This window comes from Microbispora catharanthi, assembly GCF_006334915.2.
GTDB classification, from domain to species: Bacteria; Actinomycetota; Actinomycetes; order Streptosporangiales; family Streptosporangiaceae; genus Microbispora; species Microbispora catharanthi.
On sequence record NZ_VDMA02000010.1, the window covers coordinates 129,716 to 149,220 of the forward strand.

The window sequence follows — 19,505 nt, forward strand, 5'->3', positions numbered from 1 at the left end:
CGAATGAGCGACTTGACCAGAAGAAATGAAAACAGGGAACCGCGCGTGAGCGCGTACGGCGCCGGGCGCGGGGCGGAGGGCGCGGAATGAGTCATCCGCATCCCGAACTCGGGCCGCCTCCGCCGCTGCCGGAAAACGGCCTGCGCATCGTCGCGCTGGGCGGTCTCGGGGAGATCGGCCGCAACATGGCGGTCTTCGAATACGACGGCCGTCTGCTCGTGGTGGACTGCGGCGTGCTGTTCCCCGAGCCCGACCAGCCGGGCGTCGATCTCATCCTGCCCGACTTCGACTACATACGGGGGCGGCTCGACGACATCGAGGCGCTCGTGCTCACCCACGCCCACGAGGACCACATCGGCGCGGTGCCGTACCTGCTGCGGGAGCGGCGCGACATCCCGGTCGTCGGCTCGCGGCTGACGCTCGGGCTCATCGAGAGCAAGCTGAGCGAGCACCGGATGCAGCCGGTCAAGGTCGAGGTGATCGAGGGCGAGCGGCGTTCGTTCGGGCCGTTCGAGTGCGAGTTCGTCTCGGTCAACCACTCGATCCCCGACGCGCTGGCCGTGGCGGTCCGCACTCCTGCGGGCCTCGTCCTGCACACCGGCGACTTCAAGATGGACCAGCTTCCGCTGGACGGGCGGCTGACCGACCTCGGGGCGTTCGCCCGGCTCGGGGGCGAGGGCGTCGACCTGCTGATGTCCGACTCCACCAACTCGGAGGTGCCGGGCTTCGTCACCAGCGAGCGGGAGATCGCGCCGGTCATCGACGACGTCTTCCGCGGCGCGTCCAAGCGGATCATCGTGGCGAGCTTCGCCTCGCACATCCACCGCGTCCAGCAGATCATGGACGCGGCCGAGAAGCACGGCCGCAAGGTCGCGCTCATCGGCAGGTCGATGGTCCGCAACATGGGCGTGGCACGCGAACTCGGCTACCTGAAGGTGCCCGCGGGGCTGCTCGTGGACTCCCGGGAGATCGAGGAGTGGCCGCCTGAGGACGTGGTGCTGATCTGCACCGGCTCCCAGGGCGAGCCCATGGCGGCGCTGTCGCGCATGGCCAACCGCGACCACCCGATCAGGATCGCCGAGGGCGACACCGTCCTGCTCGCCTCGTCGCTCGTGCCGGGCAACGAGACGGCGGTCAGCAAGGTCATCAACGGCCTCAACCGCTGGGGCGCGCGCGTGGTCCACAAGGGCAACGCGCGGGTGCACGTCTCCGGCCACGCCGCCGCGGGCGAGCTGCTGTACGTGCTCAACCTCACCAAGCCGTCCAACTTCATGCCGGTGCACGGGGAGTGGCGGCACCTGCGGGCGCACGCGCGGCTGGCCGAGCTGACCGGCGTCCCCCAGGAGAACATCGTCATCGCCGAGGACGGCGTGGTCGTGGACCTCGTCGACGGCCAGGCGAGGATCACCGGCGCGGTCCCGTGCGGGTACGTCTTCGTCGACGGCACCTCGGTGGGCGACATCACCGACGTGGCGCTCAAGGACCGGCGCATCCTGGGCGACGAGGGGTTCATCTCCATCGTCGTCGTCGTGGACTCCACCACCGGGAAGCTCACCGGCGGGCCGGAGATCACCGCCCGCGGCTCGGGCATCGACCCCGACGCGTTCGACGCGGTCATCCCGCAGATCGAGGCCGCGCTGCAGGAGGTCGCCGCGTCCGGCGTGGCCGACGAGATGCAGATCCGCCGGACCATCCGGCGTACGGTGGGCCGCTGGGTGAGCGACACCTACCGCCGCCGCCCGATGATCATCCCGGTGGTCGTCGAGGTCTAGCCGGTAATCCCGTTGTACTCGGAGACGGGCGTGGCGTAGCGTCCCGCCCGTGTCCGAGGTGAGGATCATCTACCGCAAGTACGGCGGATCGCTGCACTGGCACCACCACGCGAGGGTGCTGGGCGAGGACGAGCACGGAGTCTGGGTCGGCTGTCCCTCCGGGATGATCGCCCAGCGGGGGCACGAGCCCTCGACGATCTTCGAGTTCGCGTCCGTCATCCTGTTTCCCCGCGACGCGTGGTGGACGGCGGCGTTCAACGCGCCGCCGCACAAGGCGGAGATCTACTGCGACATCACGACGGTCCCCGTGCGCGGCGACGCCCGGATCACGATGGTCGACCTCGACCTCGACGTGCTGCGGATGCGCGACGGACGACTGATCCTGGACGACGAGGACGAGTTCGCCGAGCACCAGGTGCGGTACGCGTACCCGGAGGAGATCATCAGGCAGGCGGAGCGGTCGGCCGCCTGGCTGATGAAGGCCGTGGGCAGCCGTACCGGCCCCTTCGACGGCGCCCACGACCGCTGGCTGTCCCAAGTCACATGACCGGGGATCACTTGACCGGGACCGGCTCGTCCACGGTCTCGGGGATCACCTTGGGCACGCCGCGCAGCGCGAACGGCACCGCGACCGCGAGCACGAGCAGGATGGCCGCGCCGGTCAGCACGGTGACGTGGATGCCCTCGACGAACGCCTGGCGGGCGGCCCGGGCGACGGCCCCCGCGGCGTCGCCCGGGAGCGCGGCAGCGGCCTTCAGCGCGCCGGCGAGCGTGTCGCGGGCCTCGGCCGCCGCGCCGCCGGGCAGGCCGGGCGGAAGCACCAGGCCGTTGCGGTAGGTGCTGGTCAGCACGGTGCCGAGCACGGCGATGCCGAGCGCGCCGCCCATCTCGTGAGCGGTCTCCGAGATCGCGCTCGCCGCGCCGGCCCGTTCCTTGGGCACCGAGGCGAGCAGCGTGTCGCCGGTCACCGCGAACGTGAAGCCCATGCCGACGCCCTGGATGAGCATGGCGACGAGCATGTAGAGGTAGGGCGTCTCGGTATCGATCCGGCTGAACAGGATGAACCCGATCGCGGTCAGCACCAGCCCGAGGCTGACGACCGGTCCACGCCCCAAGCGGTGCACGAGCACTCCTGACAACGCGCCGCCGAGGCCCCCGGCGAGGCCGCCCGGCATGCCGGCGAGCCCGGAGGTCAGCGGCGACCAGCCCATGACGAGCTGGAAGTACTGCGCGAAGACCACCGACATGGCGAGCATCGCGAAGACCGCGACCAGTTCGGCGCCGACCGTGGCCGCGAACGCGCGCCGCCGGAACAGCGCGATGTCGATCAGGGGCTCGGCCAGCCGGGTCTGCCTGCGGACGAACACGACCAGCGCGGCGACCGCGATCACCGTCGCGACGATCACGGGGGCCTGCGCGACGCCGCCGGTCGTGGCCTCCTTCATCGCGTAGATCAGGCCGAGCACGCCCACGGCGGACAGCGGGACGCTGACGAGGTCGAGCCGTCCGGGACGGGGGTTGCGCGACTCGGGCAGCACGACGAATCCGGCGGCCAGGACGGCCACGACGACGGGCACGTTGATCAGGAAGACCGAGCCCCACCAGAAGTGGCCGAGCAGCAGGCCGCCGACGATCGGCCCGAGGGCGAACCCGACCGCGCCCACGCTGCTCCAGATGCCGACCGCGGTGGTCCGCTCCTTCGGGTCGGGGAACACGTTGCGGATCAGCGACAGCGTCGAGGGCATGATCGTCGCGCCGGCCACGCCGAGCAGGGCGCGGGCGGCGATCAGCAGCGGCGCGTTCGGCGCGTACGCCGTCAGCACCGAGGTCGCGCCGAAGGCGGCCAAGCCGACGAGCAGCAGCCGCCTGCGCCCGATCCGGTCGCCGATGTTGCCCATGGTGACGAGCAACGCGGCCAGCGCGAAGCCGTAGATGTCGGCGATCCACAGCAGTTGGGTGGCCGAGGGTGCGAGGTCCTCGCCGAGCTTCGGCAGGGCGAGGTGCAGCACGGTGAGGTCGAGGGACAGCAGGAGCATGGCCAGGCAGGCGATGACCAGCGTGCCCCACTTGCGGGAGGTGTCGTTCATGGCCGTCAGCGTGCGCGCGGACGCTGACGGCTCACCCACCGAGCGCTGACAGGTGCCCTTCGACGATGGTCAGCGCCGCCCCATCCGTGTCCGCGGTGATCGCCATCCGCTCGCGCGCGTACGCCCTGCCCTGGCCGTACGCCCGGTCGAACGCCTCGCCGCCAAGGGCGGCCCGCGAGCGCCCCTCGACCCGGGCGACGTCCGGGTCGCCCGCGGCCGGGGCCCCGCGCAGGGCGGCGCCCACGCCCAGCAGCCACGCGGACCGCCCGGGATCCCCCTCCAGCAGCGCGACGCCGGCGACTCCCTCCGCGACCGCGGCGGTCATCCCGAAGCTGCGGCGAGTGCCGGGCACGGTGGTGAGGGCGCGGCGGTGCCACGCCAGCGCCTCGGCGGCCGACTCGGAATTCTGCGCGGCCCAGCCGAGCGCGAGGTAGATGCGCGAGCGCGTCTCCTCGACGTTGAACCACGCGGTCGTGCACTCCGCGAGGGCCGCCTCATACCGGCGCCGGGCCCCGGCCATGTCACCGTCCAGCCTGGCGAGCTCGCCGAGCCCGAGGAGCGCCGCGGCGAGCACCTCCGGGGCGCCCGTGCGGCGGGACAGTGCGGCGGCGCGGTCGTAGTCGTCCTTCGCGGCGTCCACGCGTCCGGAGCGCATCCGTGCCCAGGCGCGCCGGCAGAGGGTCTCCGCGACGTCCGACGTCGCGCCGAGCCGCTCGGCCAGCTCAAGCGCCTCGTTCACCAGCGCCTCGACCTGTTCGTGGTCTCCCCGCCGGTCGGCGACGTCGGCCACCGCGGACAGGATGATCACCAGGACCCACAGGTCGCCGATGGAACGGGCCTCTCGGAGCGCTTCGGCGAGCTCCTGTTCCGCCTCCGCGAGCCGGCCGTCGAACATCTTCAGGTACGAGAGGCTGAAGCGGCTGAGCGTCCGCGTCCACGGGTCGCGGTTGAGCGCGTCGAACAGGCCCCCCAGGTCGTGGAACTCCTCCCGTGGGGGCGGGCCGTTGATCAAGGCGTGCAGGACGAGGAGGAACGGCTGCCGGGGCGGCATGGGCAGGGTGTAGGTCCGCCGGGCGGCCTCGGCCACGCGGGTGTCCAGGCCGGGGCCGCTCATTCCGCCCCAGCCCACGAGGCAGGCGCACACGATGTACTCCTCTTCCAGCCCCTCGGGCGGCGCGGAGCCGATCCTGCCGAGCAGTTCGGCGGCCGACCGGGCCGCCTCCCCACGCAGGCCGCGCAGGATCCAGTAGCCGCTCATGGCCGACAGCATCCGCAACGCCGGCGCCACATCACCCGCGCGTACGGCGCGGCGCAGCGCGGCCTGAAGGTCGTCGCGCTCGCCGTCCAGCCGGCGCAGCCACTCGATCTGGTCCGGCCCGCGCAGGTGCGGGTCGGCCGTGGTGACCAGGTCCAGGACGTACGCGAGGTGGGCCTTGCGCATGGGCTCGCTCTCGCCGGCCTCGGCCAGCCGTTCGGCGCAGAAGGCCCGGATCGTCTCCAGCATCCGGTAGCGGTCGTCAACCACCTCGACGAGTGACTTGTCCACCAGAGAGGCGAGCACGCCGTCGGTGTCGGGCAGGCCGCACACCCGCTCGGCCGCCTCCAGCGTCGCACCGCCCGCGAAGATCGTCAGGCGTCGCGCGAGCGCGCGTTCCGGTTCGTCGAGCAGGTCCCAGCTCCACTCGACGACCGCGCGCAGCGTCCGGTGGCGCGGCTGCGCCGTACGGCTGCCGCGCGACAGCAGCGCGAAGCGGGGCGCGTCGCCCTCCGCCACGGGGTCGCCGTCGTCGCTTCCGAGACGGGCGGCGATCCGGGCGAGGGGCAGCGAGCGCAGCCGCGCGGCGGCCAGCTCGACGGCGAGCGGCAGCCCGTCCAACGCCCGGCAGATCCGCAGCACGTGCTCGACGTCGCCGGGCGCGAGGGCGAAGCCGGGCCGTACGGCGGCCGCCCGCTCGACGAACAGCCCTACGGCCGGATAGGCGAGCGCGTCCTCGACCGCGAGCTCGTCGCCGGGCGGGGGGACCCGGAGCGGGGGAACCGGGCACAGGCGCTCGCCGGTGATGCCGAGCGCCTCTCTGCCGGTGGCCAGCACGCGCAGGGCGGGGCACGCCGCGAGCAGCCGGTCGGCGAGCCGGGCCGCCTCCTCCACGACGTGCTCGCAGTTGTCGAGCACGAGCAGCACCGGCCGCAGGGTGAGGGCCGCCACCAGACGGGTGACGGGATCGGCGGTGGTCTGCCGGGTCCCGGGAGTGGGGATGGTCACGGCGGTCTCGCGCAGCCCGAGCGCGCCGAGCACGGCCTGCGGCACGTCGGCGCCGTCGGTGAGCGGGGCCAGTTCCACGAGGCAGACCTCGCCGGGCCACCGGGTGGCCGCCTCGAGCGCCAGCCGGGTCTTCCCGGTGCCGCCCGGACCGGTCAGCGTCACCAGCCGCGCCTCGGCGAGCAGCGCCTCGATGCGCTCCAGCTCGGCGGCGCGGCCCACGAGCGAGGTGAGCGGCACCGGCCGCCCGCCGGGCGCTGCGGAGGCGGGGGTGAGGGCCGGATCGGAGCGCAGCACCGCGAGGTGGATCGCGGAAAGCTCGGCCGACGGGTCGGCGCCCAGTTCGTCGGCGAGGACCCGCCGGGTGTCGTCGTAGGCGGCCAGCGCCTCCGCCGGGCGGCCCGCGGCGTACAGCGCGCGCATGAGCTGCCCGCGCGAGCGCTCCCGCAGCGGGTGCGCGGCGATCCGTTCCTGCAGCTCAGGGAGCAGGTCGCGGTGCCGTCCGAGGGCCAGGCCCGCCTCGGCGAGGTCCTCGGCCGCCGACAGGCGCAGCTCCTCCAGCCGGGCCGCCTGGGCGGGTGCGAACGGCGCGTCGGGCACGTCCGCGAGCGCCGGGCCGCGCCACAGCGCGAGGGCCTGACCGAGCAGGCCGGCGGCCCTGGCGGGGTCGCCCGCGTCGAGCGCCCGCCGCCCCTCGGCCGCCAGCCGTTCGAAGCGCGACGCGTCCACGTCGTCCGGGTCCACCGCCAGCCGGTAGCCCGCCGGTTCCCGCACGACCAGGTCGCCCAGGTCGCCCAGGCTGGCGAGGTGCCGGCGTAGCCGCGACACCTGGGCCTGCAGCGCGTTGTCCGCCCCGGAGGGAGGCTCGGCGCCGTACAGGCCGTCGATCAGGCGGTCGATGGTGACCACCCGCCCCGCGTTGAGGAGCAGCAGGCCGAGCAGCGCCCGCAGCCCCGGCCCGCCGACCGGCACCGGGCGGTCGCCGTCGGGCCGCGCCTCCGTCGGGCCGAGGATGCCGAACCGCATGCCCATGATTGTCCCGCATCGTCCGGCACTGTGCGGCGCGGTGCGCGGTGCGGCGCGGTGCGGCTCAGCGGCGGACGGCCTCCGTGATCGCCTTCAGCCGGGCGGCGGAGGCGAGGCCGCCGTGATACCAGTGGATCTCGGCGGCGCCGGCCGCCGTGTAGGCCTCGGCCAGGAACGACAGCGCCGCGCCGTCCGCCGGGCGCGGGGGCAGGGCCAGCACGTACGCGCCCACGCGGGGGCCGAGCCGGCCCAGGGCGCGCAGCCCGGCCTCGTCCACCTCGGGGGCGTTCCAGCAGTTGCCGACGAGCAGGTCGACGTCCACCCCCTCGGCCACGGTCGCGAACGGGCCGGTCGCCCACGGGTCGGCGTTCGCGTGCAGGGCGATCTTCAGGTCCGGCCGCACCGCTCTGGCCTCGGCCAGCAGCAGGTCGCGCAGTTCGCCCGCGAGCCCCGTGCGCAGGTCGCGCATCGCGCCGGCCAGGTCGCCGAGCGCGTCCTCGACCGAGCCCGGCGCGCCGTCGACGCCCGCCCGCACCCGCGCGCGTACCTCGGCGACGTCCAGCCCGGCCGCCTCGTAGCGGCGTACGCAGGCCGCGCAGAAGCACAGCGACAGCAGCGCGACCTGCGCGGGCGACCAGTCCGCGCCGTCGGTCTTCTCGTGGTGGCCGCCGTGGCGGAAGCCGAGCGCGCCGCACGCCTCCAGGATCAGCGCGTCGGGGTCGCCCACCTCGACGACCTCGTGGACCAGCGTGCGGCAGTAGTCGCGCACGTCCGCCGCCGCCGGGCACAGTGCATAGGGGTAGATCTCGCCGAAGGCGTTGGTGACGACCAGGTCGGGGTTGGCCGAGCCGAGCAGCGTGTTGTGGGTCAACACGGTCCACGCCTGCACCGGCAGGCCGGCGGCGCGCAGGGCGTCTCTGGCCTCCCCGAACGGGTCGGCCGAGTCCATCCACGACGGCGTGCCGGGCACCAGCCGGTTGCCCTTCCACGCCTCCTCGCGTACGGGGACGTAGCAGGCCGCGTGCCGCGCCTCGACCAGCCGGTGGGCCGGATGGGCGGGGGTCGCGGCGCGAGTGGTGTGGTAAGACGCGGCGAGCGCCACCGCGTCGACGCCGAGCGCCTTGAGGCGCGCGGCGGCGCCGGGGTCGCCGGCGATGTCCCAGGGGTAGGCGTAGATGACGTTCACCAGCGTGGCCTCCGTGCGGAGAAGGACGGGTCGACCGACCTCATGTACGTCGTGTCGTCGCGGGAGCGGACCCCGCACTTCTCATACTGCTCGTTCATGATTGCGAGGGCGTCGCGGTCGAGTTCCACCCCGAGCCCCGGGCCGTCCGGCACCGGGACCGCGCCGTCCACGAACCGCAGCGCGCCTTTACCGCCCGAAGACGGGGCGACCACGTCCTGGCCGTCCTGCCAGGGGGTGTGGGTGTCGCAGGCGTGGGTGACCGCCGGGGTGGCGGCGGCCAGATGGGTCATCGCGGCGAGGCTGATGCCGAGGTGGGAGTTGGAGTGCATGGACAGCTCGATGCCGAAGGTCTCGCACAGTGTGGCGATGTGCGCCGAGCGCACCAGACCGCCCCAGTAGTGGTGGTCGGTGAGCAGCACGCCGATGGCTCCCTGGCGTACGGCCGACGGGATGTGCTCGGGGGTGACGACGCACATGTTCGTGGCGAGCGGCATCGGCACCTCGGCGGCGACCCGCGCCATGCCCTCGATGCCCTCGGTCGGGTCCTCCAGGTATTCCAGCACGCCGTCGAGCTCGCGGCCCACGCGGATCGAGGTCTCCACGCTCCAGACGGCGTTGGGGTCGAGGCGCAGCGGATGCTCGGGGAACGCCTCACGCAGCGCGCGGATCGCCTCGATCTCCTGCTCGGGCGGGAACACGCCGCCCTTGAGCTTGATCGAGCGGAAGCCGTACCGGCCGATCAGCAGGCGGGCCTGCTCGACCACCCCCTCGGGGTCGAGTGCGGCGCCGAAGCCGTCCTCCGGCGCGCCCGGATGACCCGCCCACTTGTAGAACAGGTAGGCGCTGTACGGCACGGCGTCGCGCACCCTGCCGCCGAGCAGGTCCACGACGGGCCGGCCCACGGCCTTGCCGCGGATGTCCAGGCAGGCGACCTCGAAGGGGGAGAAGATCCGGTCGACGGTCTTGGCCCGTGAGGAGGTGCCGGTCAGGCCGTGCAGGTCGGTGACGACGTCGGCCCCGACGAGGCCGGCCACGGTGGCGTACATCGCGTTGTGGCCGTAGACGTCGTGGCCGATCAGCGCCTCGGCGGCGGCCCGCACCCGCACGAGGTGGTCGAGGTCGCCGTAGGTCTCCCCGAGGCCGGTCAGCCCCTCGTCGGTGACGACCTCGACGACCGTGCGCAGCGCCCAGGGCTCGTGGACGCCTGCGGCGTTGAGCAGCGGCGGGTCGCGGAAGGCGACCGGCGTGACGTTGATCTCGCGAATCCTCATCCGGCTCCTCATCCGACGATGTCCAGTCCGGTCGCGATCAGCTTCTCCAGCCGGGCGACGTGCTCGGGCGCCGCGTCGACCAGCGGCGGCCGCACCGGGCCCACGTCGAGGCCGCGCAGGGCGACGCCCGCCTTGACGAGCGAGACGGCGTAGCCGGGCACCAGGTCGCGCAGCTCGACCAGGGGGCGGTAGAAACCGGCGAGCAGGCGCCGCACGAGGTCGTCGTCCCCGGCGGTCACGGCCTTGTGGAAGGCCAGCGCCACCTCCGGGAGGAAGCAGAACACGGCGGAGGAGTACAGGCTCACGCCGATCCCCCGATAGGCGGGCACGGTCATCTCGGCCGTCGGCAGCCCGTTGAAGAAGGTGAAGTCGCGGTCGGTCGCCTCCCGCACGGCGAGGATGATCCGCTGCATCGCGTCGATGTCACCGAGGCCGTCCTTGAACCCGACGACGCTGGGGATCTCGGTCAGCGCCGCCGCGGCGGCGGCCGTGAAGCGGGCGTTGGCCCGCTGGTAGACGATGATCGGCAGGTCGGTGGCCGCCGCGACCTCGCGGACGTAGCGCACCAGCCCGTCGGCGGGCGCGCTGACCAGGTAGGGCGGCAGCAGCAGCAGACCGTCCGCGCCCGCGTCGGCGGCCCTGCGTGCGCACTCGCGGGCGAACGGGAGCGAGCCTCCGGCGCCGGACAGGACGGGAACCCGCCCACCCGCCGACTCGACGGCGATCCGCACCACCCGCGCGTACTCGTCGATGCCCAGCGCGTTGAACTCGCCCGTGCCGCAGGCGGCGAACACCCCGCCCGCTCCCTCGGTCACCCCCCGGGTCACGTGCTTGGCCAGCACGTCCTCGGCCAGCTCACCGTCCGGGCCGAACGGTGTGACCGGAAAGAAGAGAACGCCGTCGAGCTGCATCCGCCCACTCCCTTGGGTGTCCATATATATGGACAAAGTTCTTCAATATGTCCACGAAGCTAGCCGGGTGATCCGACGAAAGTCAACCTGGCCAGCCTTGACCGCGGCGCTGGTCAGCCCGCGCATGAACTGCCGCTCGAAGGCCGGGAACGTGAGCGGTCGTGCGTAGCCGACCGAGTGGATGACGCTGACCGGGTAGACGACGCGGCATGCGCCCGCCTCCAGTTCGCATGCTCGACCTGTCCACGTTTCTGAATCGGCTCCGCAATTGTGTTTAGTTGCTAGCAAGACCGTAGAAATTGACAACAGTTGCGTCAAGAAGAGATCGTGGGTCAGATATGTGAATCATGCCCGTAGTTGTGAACGGTTGAGAGTTACTGCGAGACTGGCGCCGTTCGGCATTGACACGGTCCGCACGTCGCGCGGACGATCACGGAGCGCCGCGCTCTATTGCAGGGCCGATCCGACAGGAGGCACATGCGAATTCTCATGACCGGCGCGGCGGGCGGCGTCGGCACCCTGCTGCGACCCCGGCTGGCCAGGGAGGGGCGCGTGCTGCGCCTGCTCGACGTCGTCCCGCTGGAGGCGGGGCCGGGCGAGGAGGCGGTGACCGCCGACATCACCGACCCCGAGGCGATGGACGCGGCGATGGACGGCGTGGACGCGGTGCTGCACCTGGGCGGCCACAGCCTCGAACAGCCGTGGGCGGACATCCTGCAGGTCAACATCCACGGCACCTACGTGGTGCTGGAGGCCGCGAGGCGGGCCGGAGTGCGCCACGTCGTGCTGGCCAGCAGCAACCACGCGGTCGGGTTCTTCCCGCGCAGCGAGGGCGAGGCCCCCGACTACCTGTTCCCGCGCCCCGACACCTTCTACGGCGTGAGCAAGGTGACCAAGGAGGCGCTCGGCTCGCTCTATCACGACCGTTACGGCATGCAGGTGACGTGCCTGCGCATCGGCTCGTGTTTCGAGCAGCCCAAGGACGTGCGCATGCTGTCGACCTGGCTGTCCCCGGACGACTGCGCCCGGCTGGCCGAGGCGTCGCTGGCGGCCGACGGCTTCCACGTGGTGTGGGGCGTGTCGGCCAACACGCGCCGCTGGTGGTCGCTGGAGGAGGGCCGGGCCATCGGCTACGAGCCCAAGGACGACTCGGAGGCCTACGCCGAGAAGCTCATCGCCGAGCACGGCGAGCCCGATCTCGGCGAGCTGCCGCATTCGCTGGTCGGCGGGGCGTTCTGCGGCCCCCGCTACGATGTCGAGAACCTTACGACGGGGGGATGAGGTGACCGGCCAGGTGAACGATGCCGTCCAGGCGGCGGTCGAGCGGGCCGCCGCGGCGGGCGAGGCATGGCGGGCGACGCCCCCGGCCGAGCGTGCCACCGTGCTCGAAGGCGTCTCCGACGCCCTGCTCAAGCACGCCGAGGAGCTGTGGCCGGCCGCCGCGGAGGAGACCCGGCTGCCGGAGGCGCGGCTGCGCGGCGAGATCGCCCGTACGGCCGCGCAGTTCCGGCTGTTCGCCGACGTCCTGCGGGACGGCGGCTGGGTCGAGGCGGTGATCGACCACCCCGACCCCGGCGCCACTCCGCCGTGTCCCGACGTGCGCCGGATGAACCACCCGCTCGGCGTCGTGGCCGTCTTCGCGGCCAGCAACTTCCCCTTCGCGTTCTCAGTGGCGGGCGGCGACACGGTGTCGGCGCTCGCGGCCGGCTGCCCGGTCGTGGTCAAGGCCCACGAGGGGCATCCCCGCACCTCCGACCTGACCGCCTCCGTCGTACGGCAGGCTCTGCCGGACCCCGACCTGCTCGGGCTCGTGCACGGGTTCGAGGCGGGGGCCCCGCTGGTGAAGCACCCGCTCGTCACGGCGGTCGGCTTCACCGGCTCGCTCGCGGGCGGGAAGGCCATCCAGAAGCTGATCGACGAGCGGCCCGACCCCATCCCGTTCTACGGCGAGCTGGGCAGCGTCAATCCGGTCGTCGTGCTGTCCTCGGCCGACCCCGCCGAGGTGGCCTCCGGGTTCGCGGCCTCGCTGACGCTGGGCGTGGGACAGTTCTGCACCAACCCCGGCCTGGTGTTCGTCCCGGCGGAGGGAGGGTTCGAGCAGGCCGTCGCCGAGGCGGTGGGCGCGACCAGCGGCGGGCCCATGCTGACCGACAAGATCCGCGAGGGCTATCTGCGGGCGTCCGGCCGGCTGGCCGAGCGGCTCACCGTGCTGGCGAGCGGGGGCGCGGTGGACGGCATCACCCCGCAGGTCTTCGCCGCCGACCTGGAGGCGTTCGCGGACGGGCTGCCCGAGCTGGGGGAGGAGTGCTTCGGCCCGTCGGCGATCGTCGTCCGCTACCGCGACCCCGCCGACCTGCCCGCGGTGCTGCGCCGGCTGCCCGGGTCGCTGACCGCGACCGTCCACGCGGCCGGCCCGGAGGAGGCCCGCGACCTGGTGCCGGTGCTGAACCGGCTGGCCGGGCGGCTCATCTGGAACGGCTGGCCCACCGGTGTCGCCGTCTGCTGGGCGATGCACCACGGCGGCCCCTGGCCCGCATCCACGGCCCCGGCGCACACCTCCGTCGGCGCGGCCTCGATCAGGCGCTGGACGACCCCCGTGGCCTACCAGGACTGGCCGGCGGACCTGCTGCCGCCGGAACTGCGCGACGACAACCCTCTCGGCGTGCCGCAACGTGTGGACGGCCGCCCGCGCGTCTGACGCCCCGCCGTGCGCGTTTCCGCGCCGCTCTCCCTTCTGGGGGAGCGGCGCCTCCATGCTCGGACCCGGACGAAGAGGACAAAAACCTCGTCTCGATAGCCTGGACTTCCGGATGCGGGAATCGGGGGTCTCGCGGTGGTCGACGTGGTGGACCGATATTTCGGCGCGTACAACGCCCATGATCTGGACGCGCTCATGGGGTGTTACTGCTCCCAGCCCGTCGCGGTGGGGCCCGGCGGACCCGCGAGGGGCCGCTCGGATGTCGCGTCCTACCACACGCTGCTCTGGCAGGCGTTCCCCGACGCGCGCGTCACGGTATGGCAGAAGATCGTCAAGGACGAGGCCGTGGCCGCCGTCGGCGTGGGAATCGGCACGCACACGGGCCCGTTCCCGCTCACCACGGGCGAGGTCGTCGAGGCCACCGGACGTCGGGTAAGCGTGCGCTGCTGCTGGATATTCGAGATCGAGGGCTGCCTGATCGCCTGCAGCGAGGTGTTCTACGACCAGCTCGAGCTGTGCATCCAGCTCGGACTCCGCCTGCCCGCCTGAGGCGCGCCGTACGGAACGCGCGGCCCCTCTGGGGTGCAGAGGGGCCGCGCGCCTCCGGCCGTCAGTGGATCTCGCCGGCCCCGGCGTGCCGGGAGACCTCCCTGCGCACGGTCTCGGCGGGGTCGATCCCCGTGTGCAGGGTCGGCGTCCAGCCCGCGTCGGCGCCGAGGTCGGGGTCGTTCTTCGCGTTGTAGGCGGCGATCAGGTCGATGGGCTGCTCCTCGCCGCCGACTCGCAGCAGGTTGCCCTTGGCCGTCAGTGTCGTGCCGCCCCAGTTGTAGAGCAGGTCGGCCGGGTCCACGCTCCGGCTCAGCCGGAAGTAGTTGTTCTCGGCGTAGATCTGGGACTCCACGCCCACGCCCAGCGCGTACTCGAAGGGCTCGGCGTCGGGCACCTGGTAGTAGTTGTTGTAGACGTGCACCTTGCCGAACCGCACGCGGGGCAGCCGCTGGAGGTTGCCGGAGAACTCGTTGTGGTGCACGGTGACGCTGAGCTTGCCCCGGTCGTTGGCGGGGTTGTTGGTCGAGCCGATCAGCATCGTCTTGTCGTGGTCGGAGAACTTGTTCCACGACACGGTCACGAAGTCGGACGCGCTGGTGATGTCGGCCTGCCCGTCGTGCACCTGGTAGGGCCGGCCGAAGTAGACCGGCTGGTTGGAGTCGGGGTTGTCTCCGTCGGTGAACGAGTTGTGGTCGATCCAGACGTGGGTCGAGTTGGTGACCGAGATGTTGTCGTAGAGGGAGTTCCAGTTGCCCTCGGCGCCGTCGGTGGGGTCCCACTGGGGGAAGCAGTCGGCCGCGTCCTCGAACCGGATGTTGCGGATGATGACGTTGTCCGCCTTGTCCACGTGCAGGTTGATGTGCCGGATGGTCGCTCCCGGCAGGCCCACGATCGTGGTGCCGGACGGCACCTTGAGCTTGATGTACTTCGTCTGCGCCGCGGCGGAGGCCGCCCGCGCATCCTCCATCGGCCCGGACGGCTCGGCGTCGCGGCCCCACACCGCCGGGTCGTACGCCGCGAGGTAACCGGCCGGCGTGTAGCCGCCGGTGGCGAAGTCCGCACAGGTCTTGTCGACGTCGATGACGCCCTTGACGTAGATGATGCGGGGGCCGGGGGAGGCGAGCGCCGCGGCCAGGCCCGCGCGGTCGGTCACGACGTGGACGTTCGACGCGGGGGCCGCCGCGCCGCCGGTGGTGCCGGTGCCGGCCGAGGCCCAGCCGTCGCCCGCGGGCAGCGTCTGCCGCCCGAGATCGGCCGGCTTCCCGGCCGGCGGGGTGGCCGCCCCGGCGGGGCCCGCTCCCAGCACGGGGACGGCGGCCGTGATCGCGAGGGCGGCCGACAGGAGTAAGGATCTTCCGGGCATGACTGTCTCCGTTCCGCGGTCGCTCCCCCGAGACGAGTCCGTACGTGTCGCCGGCGCTCAGGCCGGGTTGGGCGACCGCTCCAGTTCTTCGAGAAGGGCGAGACCGCGGTCGATCAGCGCGGCGAGCCTGTCGAGGTGCTCGGGGCTGGGATCGGACAGCGGCCGGCGGACGGGTCCCACGTCCAGACCACGCAGGCGCACACCCGCCTTGACGAGCGAGACGGCGTATCCCGGGCCCTCGCCGCGGAGGTCGACCAGGGGACGGTAGAAGCCCTCGATCAGACGGTTCGCGACGTCGTCGCGGCCGTCCCGCAGCGCCCGGTAGCAGGCGAGCGCGAGGTCGGGGAGGAAACAGAAGACGGCGGAGGAGTAGCGGACCACCCCGAGGTCCCGGTAACCGGGCTGGGACAGCTCCGCTGTCGGCAGGCCGTTGAAATAGAGCATTCCGGGCGGGGCGGCCTCGATGATCCGGCGCATGAGGCCGAGGTCGCCGTAGCCGTCCTTGAGCCCGATGACGCCCGGGTGCTCCGCGAGCGCCGCGACCGTCTCCGGCTCGAAGACGGCGTTGTCCCGCTGGTAGAGGATGATCGGCAGCCGGGTGCCGTCCGCGATCGCCTCGTAGTGGCGGCGCAGGCCGTCCTGACCCGCCTGCACGAGGTATGGCGGCAGCGCGAGCAGGGCCGAGGCCCCGCCGTCCGCTGCCGCCCTGGCGAACTCCAGGGCCATCGCGGTGCCGTAGCCGGTCCCGGCGACCACCGGGACGCGGCCGGCCGCCTCCTCGACCGCCGCGGCCACGCAGGCGGTGTAGTCGCGCAGGCTGAGCGAGGGGAACTCACCGGTGCCGCAGCAGGCGAACACCGCGCCGCACCCCGCCTCGACGCCCTGCCGCACGTGCCGGCGGAACACCTCGAGGTCGAGCCGCTCCTCCTCGTCGCAGGGCGTGACCGGGAAGAACAGCAGGCCGTCGAATGTCACCGGCTTCCTCCGTCATCCTTCTGAGTTGTCATTCATCTGACATCCATCTGAACCTGATTCATATTCATGAACACCGGGACCGTACGGTGCGCGGCGGCGCGCGGTCAAGACGTGCGCCTCAAGAGGGTGAATGTTTCGAATAGGACACGGGTTCTTGACAGGACCGAGGCCCGAACATCACCGTTGATCCGTCCACGTTTGTGAACTACGTTCAGGAATATGTCTTGAACATGGTTCAGGAAAAGTCACAGAGGAGATGCGCCGGTGACGACGATGCGCCGCAGGGCCGTGCCGTACCTGCTGATCTCACCGACGGTCGCGCTCATCGCCGCGTTTCTCGTCTACCCGATCGCCAGCGTCGCGTACTACAGCCTGCAGCACCGCAACCTCACCCGGCCATGGGCGGACGGCTTCGCCGGTCTCGACAACTTCCGGCAGATGCTGTTCGAGGACGAGGTCTTCTGGCACAGCCTGGGCTTCACCGCCAAATGGGTGGTCGTCGAGATCGGCCTTCAGCTGATCCTCGGGCTGGCCCTGGCCCTGATCGTCAATGAAAGTTTCATCGGCAGGGGGCTCGCCCGGTCGCTCGTCTTCTCCCCCTGGGCCGTCTCCGGGGTGCTGACGACGGGCATCTGGATCCTGCTCTACACGCCGAGCACCGGGGTGCTGCGCTTCCTCGGGCAGCCCGAGGCGGCGGTCCTCGGCAATCCCGACACGGTCTTCCCGGCCGTGGTGGTGACCGAGCTGTGGCGCGGCGTGCCGTTCTTCGCGATCCTCCTGCTCGCCGGCCTGCAGGGCATCCCGGGCGAGCTCTACGAGGCGGCGGCGGTGGACGGCGCCGGGCGGATCAGGCGCTTCCTCCACGTCACGCTGCCGCACCTGCGGGACGCGATCGTGCTGGCCACGCTGCTGCGCGGGGTCTGGGAGTTCAACAACGTCGACCTGCTCTACACGCTCACCGGCGGCGGCCCGGCGCAGGTCACGACCACGCTGCCGCTGTACGTCGCGCAGCGGGCCGTCGACTCCAAGGACTTCGGGTACGGCTCGGCGCTGACGATGGCGGGCTTCGTGATCCTGCTGTTCTGCTCCATCCTCTACCTCCGGCTCAGCCGGTTCGGCGAGGAACGATGAAGAGGCGAGGGGTTTCGCAATGAGCGCCGACGTGATGACCCGCCCGCGCACCCGAGCGGTGCCCGCGGGGACCCGCCGACGGAAGAGGCGCGATCCCGGCCGCGTGCTGCGGCTCTACGTCCCCCTCGGGATGTACCTGGTCTTCACCCTCGTGCCGTTCTACTGGATGCTCGTGTTCGCCCTGCGGCCGGCCGGATCGACCGACCCGGTGCCCTGGCCGATCACGTTCGAGCACTTCGAGACCGTCTGGAACGACATCGGCTACGCGGTGTTCTTCAGGAACAGCGTGATCGTCGGGGTCTGGTCGCTGCTGTTCACCACGGTCATCGCGGTCATGGGCGGGTACGCGCTGTCGCGCTACCGGTTCCGCGGCCGGGGCCTGTTCATGGTCGTGCTGCTGTGCACCCAGTTCATCCCCGGCGCGATGATGCTGATCCCGCTGTTTTCGATCTTCAAGACGCTCGGCCTGATCAATAACCTGGCCAGCCTCGTCGTCGCCGACACCGTCTTCAACCTGCCCCTGTCGATCATTTTGATGAGCGGGTTCATCTCGGCCGTGCCGTTCACGGTCGAGGAGGCCGCGATGGTCGACGGCTGCACCCGGTTCCGCGGTTTCCTCGCCATCGTGCTGCCGCAGCTGCGGCCCGGCCTGATCGCCGTGGGGTCGTTCGCCTTCATCCACACGTGGAACAACTTCCTGTTCGCGCTGATGTTCGTCAGCAAGCAGGACAGCTTCACGATCCCCGTCGGGCTCAGCTACACGATCGGGGAGTACAGCGCCGACTTCGGGGCTCTCGCGGCCGGGGGCGTCGTCGCCGCCCTGCCGGTGGTCTGCGTGTTCGCAGTGGTCCAGCGCTATCTCGTGCACGGCATCAGCGCCGGTGCGGTCAAGGGATAGCAACCCCCCAACCATTGAAGAGACCAGCCTGTCGTAAGCAGGAGGAACCATGAAGATCAAAGTGGCCTGGGCGGCGCTCGCCGTTCTCGCCGTCACCGCTACCGCATGTGGGTCGGACTCGGGTTCCGGCGAGGGCTCAGGCAAGACGACCATCACGTTCTGGGACAACAACGGGGGCGCCCGCACCCCGATCTATCAGGAGCTGATCAAGCGGTTCGAGGCGGCCAACCCCTCGATCCACGTCGAGTACGTCGGCGTCCCCATCGCCTCCGTCCAGCAGAAGTACGACACCGCCATCGCCGGCGGGGACACCCCAGACGTCGGCGGCGTCACCACGTCGTACCTGGCCAACCTGACCGGCCAGCAGGCGCTGGAGCCGGCGGACGAGTGGCTGGCCAAGAGCTCGGTGAACGGCAAGCTGGCCACGCCGATGCTCGACTCGGTCCGCAAGACCGTGCCCGACGGCAAGCTCTACCTGGTGCCCAACACCTCCAACATGGACGTGGTGTGGTACCTGAAGGACAAGCTCCAGCAGGCGCCGAACACCTGGGACGAGTTCTTCAAGGACGCCGACGACCTGACCAAGAAGCCCGACGAGTACGGCTACACCATCCGCGGCGGCGCCGGCTCGATCTTCCAGGTCCTGGCCGAGATGTACTCCTACTCGGGCGTGAGCGAGTTCTTCGACGGGTCCGGCAAGAGCACGGTCAACGACCCGAAGAACGTCGAGTTCCTCACCAAGATGGCCGGGCTGTACAAGAAGGACACCCCCGAGGCCGACGTCACCAACGACTTCCCGAAGATGGTCGCCGCGTTCGGCACCGGGAAGATCGCGATGATGCACCACAACCTGGGCTCCTACAACGACCACGTCAAGGCGCACGGCAAGGACAAGATCGGCGCCTTCGCGCTGCCGACCGGTCCCGGCGGCAAGCGGACCGTCGTCGCCAACCCCGTGGACGGCTTCGCGGTGTTCAAGAGCAGCGAGCACAAGGACGCCGCCTGGAAGTTCGTGGAGTTCCTGGTCTCCCACGACAGCAACAGCTACTGGAACCAGCAGACGGGCCAGATCCCGGCCAACACCGAGGCGCAGGGCGACTCCTGGCTGCAGGGCCTGGAGCACCTGAAGACCGCCGTCGACACGCTGAACGACCCGAACACCCAGGTCGTGTCGCCGCCCTACTACCTGCCCCAGTTCTCCTCCATCACCAAGGCCGACACCGAGCCCCTCTTCCAGAAGGTGCTGCTCGGCCAGATGAAGCCCCAGGAGTTCCTCGACACCCTGGCGCAGAAGCTGACCGACGCCCAGGCCGAATGGAAGAAGGCGACCGGCGGCTGACAACCGCCGCCGCGTCCCGGGACCGGGCCGGTGCGTCCC

The 19,505-nt window shown here is 71.6% G+C and carries 15 protein-coding genes; 8 read left to right on the plus strand and 7 right to left on the minus strand.

The window, feature by feature from the left end:
- Nucleotides 1-86 precede the first annotated feature (86 nt).
- Together FH610_RS20290 and FH610_RS20295 are read left to right on the plus strand one after the other, a co-directional pair.
- Entirely contained in the window at nucleotides 87-1,772 is a 1,686-nt protein-coding gene (locus FH610_RS20290; protein ID WP_139576097.1) for a ribonuclease J, read from the plus strand.
- Nucleotides 1,773-1,821: 49 nt separating this feature from the next.
- Nucleotides 1,822-2,319 carry a DUF402 domain-containing protein gene (locus FH610_RS20295; protein WP_205825919.1) on the plus strand — a complete coding sequence of 166 codons (498 nt, stop codon included), beginning with the start codon at nucleotides 1,822-1,824 and terminating at the stop codon, nucleotides 2,317-2,319.
- Nucleotides 2,320-2,326: 7 nt separating this feature from the next.
- Here the strand turns inward: FH610_RS20295 and FH610_RS20300 are convergent, their stop codons facing one another.
- From FH610_RS20300 to FH610_RS20320, 5 genes are all read right to left on the minus strand, one after another.
- Nucleotides 2,327-3,859: a DHA2 family efflux MFS transporter permease subunit gene (locus tag FH610_RS20300; protein WP_139576098.1), complete on the minus strand. Its 1,533-nt coding sequence runs from the start codon at nucleotides 3,857-3,859 to the stop codon at nucleotides 2,327-2,329.
- Nucleotides 3,860-3,890: 31 nt separating this feature from the next.
- Nucleotides 3,891-7,145, minus strand: a complete 3,255-nt coding sequence (locus FH610_RS20305; protein ID WP_139576099.1) for an AfsR/SARP family transcriptional regulator — start codon at nucleotides 7,143-7,145, stop codon at nucleotides 3,891-3,893.
- Nucleotides 7,146-7,209: 64 nt separating this feature from the next.
- Complete coding sequence (locus tag FH610_RS20310; RefSeq protein ID WP_139576100.1) at nucleotides 7,210-8,331, minus strand: hypothetical protein; 1,122 nt, start codon at nucleotides 8,329-8,331, stop codon at nucleotides 7,210-7,212.
- Nucleotides 8,328-9,602, minus strand: coding sequence for a glucarate dehydratase family protein (locus FH610_RS20315; RefSeq protein ID WP_139576101.1), 1,275 nt, complete (start codon nucleotides 9,600-9,602; stop codon nucleotides 8,328-8,330). Before FH610_RS20315 ends, FH610_RS20310 begins: the two co-directional genes overlap by 4 nt.
- Before the next feature lie 8 nt (nucleotides 9,603-9,610).
- Nucleotides 9,611-10,513: a 5-dehydro-4-deoxyglucarate dehydratase gene (locus FH610_RS20320; protein ID WP_139576102.1), complete on the minus strand. Its 903-nt coding sequence runs from the start codon at nucleotides 10,511-10,513 to the stop codon at nucleotides 9,611-9,613.
- 477 nt (nucleotides 10,514-10,990) lie between these two features.
- On the opposite strand from FH610_RS20320, the gene FH610_RS20325 reads away from it, so the two are divergent.
- From FH610_RS20325 to FH610_RS20335, 3 genes are all read left to right on the plus strand, one after another.
- Complete coding sequence (locus FH610_RS20325; RefSeq protein WP_139576103.1) at nucleotides 10,991-11,794, plus strand: NAD-dependent epimerase/dehydratase family protein; 804 nt, start codon at nucleotides 10,991-10,993, stop codon at nucleotides 11,792-11,794.
- 13 nt (nucleotides 11,795-11,807) lie between these two features.
- Nucleotides 11,808-13,211 carry an aldehyde dehydrogenase (NADP(+)) gene (locus FH610_RS20330; protein WP_240809079.1) on the plus strand — a complete coding sequence of 468 codons (1,404 nt, stop codon included), beginning with the start codon at nucleotides 11,808-11,810 and terminating at the stop codon, nucleotides 13,209-13,211.
- A gap of 135 nt (nucleotides 13,212-13,346) precedes the next feature.
- Nucleotides 13,347-13,760, plus strand: coding sequence for an ester cyclase (locus FH610_RS20335; protein WP_161628036.1), 414 nt, complete (start codon nucleotides 13,347-13,349; stop codon nucleotides 13,758-13,760).
- A gap of 61 nt (nucleotides 13,761-13,821) precedes the next feature.
- On the opposite strand, the gene FH610_RS20340 is transcribed toward FH610_RS20335, so the two are convergent.
- A complete protein-coding gene (locus FH610_RS20340; RefSeq protein ID WP_139576106.1) occupies nucleotides 13,822-15,123 on the minus strand; it encodes a pectate lyase family protein in 1,302 nt (433 codons plus the stop codon).
- A 57-nt stretch (nucleotides 15,124-15,180) separates the two neighbouring features.
- Entirely contained in the window at nucleotides 15,181-16,098 is a 918-nt protein-coding gene (locus FH610_RS20345; protein WP_139576107.1) for a 5-dehydro-4-deoxyglucarate dehydratase, read from the minus strand.
- A 273-nt stretch (nucleotides 16,099-16,371) separates the two neighbouring features.
- Between FH610_RS20345 and FH610_RS20350 the strand changes: the two genes are divergently transcribed.
- The 3 genes from FH610_RS20350 to FH610_RS20360 are packed head-to-tail and all read left to right on the plus strand — an operon-like array spanning nucleotide 16,372 to nucleotide 19,466.
- Nucleotides 16,372-17,229 carry a carbohydrate ABC transporter permease gene (locus FH610_RS20350; protein WP_139576214.1) on the plus strand — a complete coding sequence of 286 codons (858 nt, stop codon included), beginning with the start codon at nucleotides 16,372-16,374 and terminating at the stop codon, nucleotides 17,227-17,229.
- A 19-nt stretch (nucleotides 17,230-17,248) separates the two neighbouring features.
- Complete coding sequence (locus FH610_RS20355) at nucleotides 17,249-18,127, plus strand: carbohydrate ABC transporter permease (RefSeq protein WP_139576108.1); 879 nt, start codon at nucleotides 17,249-17,251, stop codon at nucleotides 18,125-18,127.
- A gap of 49 nt (nucleotides 18,128-18,176) precedes the next feature.
- The gene (locus FH610_RS20360) at nucleotides 18,177-19,466 is read left to right on the plus strand and encodes an ABC transporter substrate-binding protein (protein WP_139576109.1); all 1,290 of its coding nucleotides are present in this window, start codon (nucleotides 18,177-18,179) and stop codon (nucleotides 19,464-19,466) included.
- Nucleotides 19,467-19,505: the final 39 nt, after the last annotated feature.

What these genes read in the sequence shown, in the direction of transcription:
- FH610_RS20290 (WP_139576097.1), top strand. Translation starts at nt 87, where the DNA reads ATGAGTCATCCGCATCCCGAACTCGGGCCGCCTCCGCCGCTGCCGGAA.
- FH610_RS20300 (WP_139576098.1), bottom strand. Translation starts at nt 3,859, where the DNA reads ATGAACGACACCTCCCGCAAGTGGGGCACGCTGGTCATCGCCTGCCTG.
- FH610_RS20305 (WP_139576099.1), bottom strand. Translation starts at nt 7,145, where the DNA reads ATGCGGTTCGGCATCCTCGGCCCGACGGAGGCGCGGCCCGACGGCGAC.
- FH610_RS20315 (WP_139576101.1), bottom strand. Translation starts at nt 9,602, where the DNA reads ATGAGGATTCGCGAGATCAACGTCACGCCGGTCGCCTTCCGCGACCCG.
- FH610_RS20320 (WP_139576102.1), bottom strand. Translation starts at nt 10,513, where the DNA reads ATGCAGCTCGACGGCGTTCTCTTCTTTCCGGTCACACCGTTCGGCCCG.
- FH610_RS20325 (WP_139576103.1), top strand. Translation starts at nt 10,991, where the DNA reads ATGCGAATTCTCATGACCGGCGCGGCGGGCGGCGTCGGCACCCTGCTG.
- FH610_RS20340 (WP_139576106.1), bottom strand. Translation starts at nt 15,123, where the DNA reads ATGCCCGGAAGATCCTTACTCCTGTCGGCCGCCCTCGCGATCACGGCC.
- FH610_RS20350 (WP_139576214.1), top strand. Translation starts at nt 16,372, where the DNA reads ATGCGCCGCAGGGCCGTGCCGTACCTGCTGATCTCACCGACGGTCGCG.
- FH610_RS20355 (WP_139576108.1), top strand. Translation starts at nt 17,249, where the DNA reads ATGAGCGCCGACGTGATGACCCGCCCGCGCACCCGAGCGGTGCCCGCG.
- FH610_RS20360 (WP_139576109.1), top strand. Translation starts at nt 18,177, where the DNA reads ATGAAGATCAAAGTGGCCTGGGCGGCGCTCGCCGTTCTCGCCGTCACC.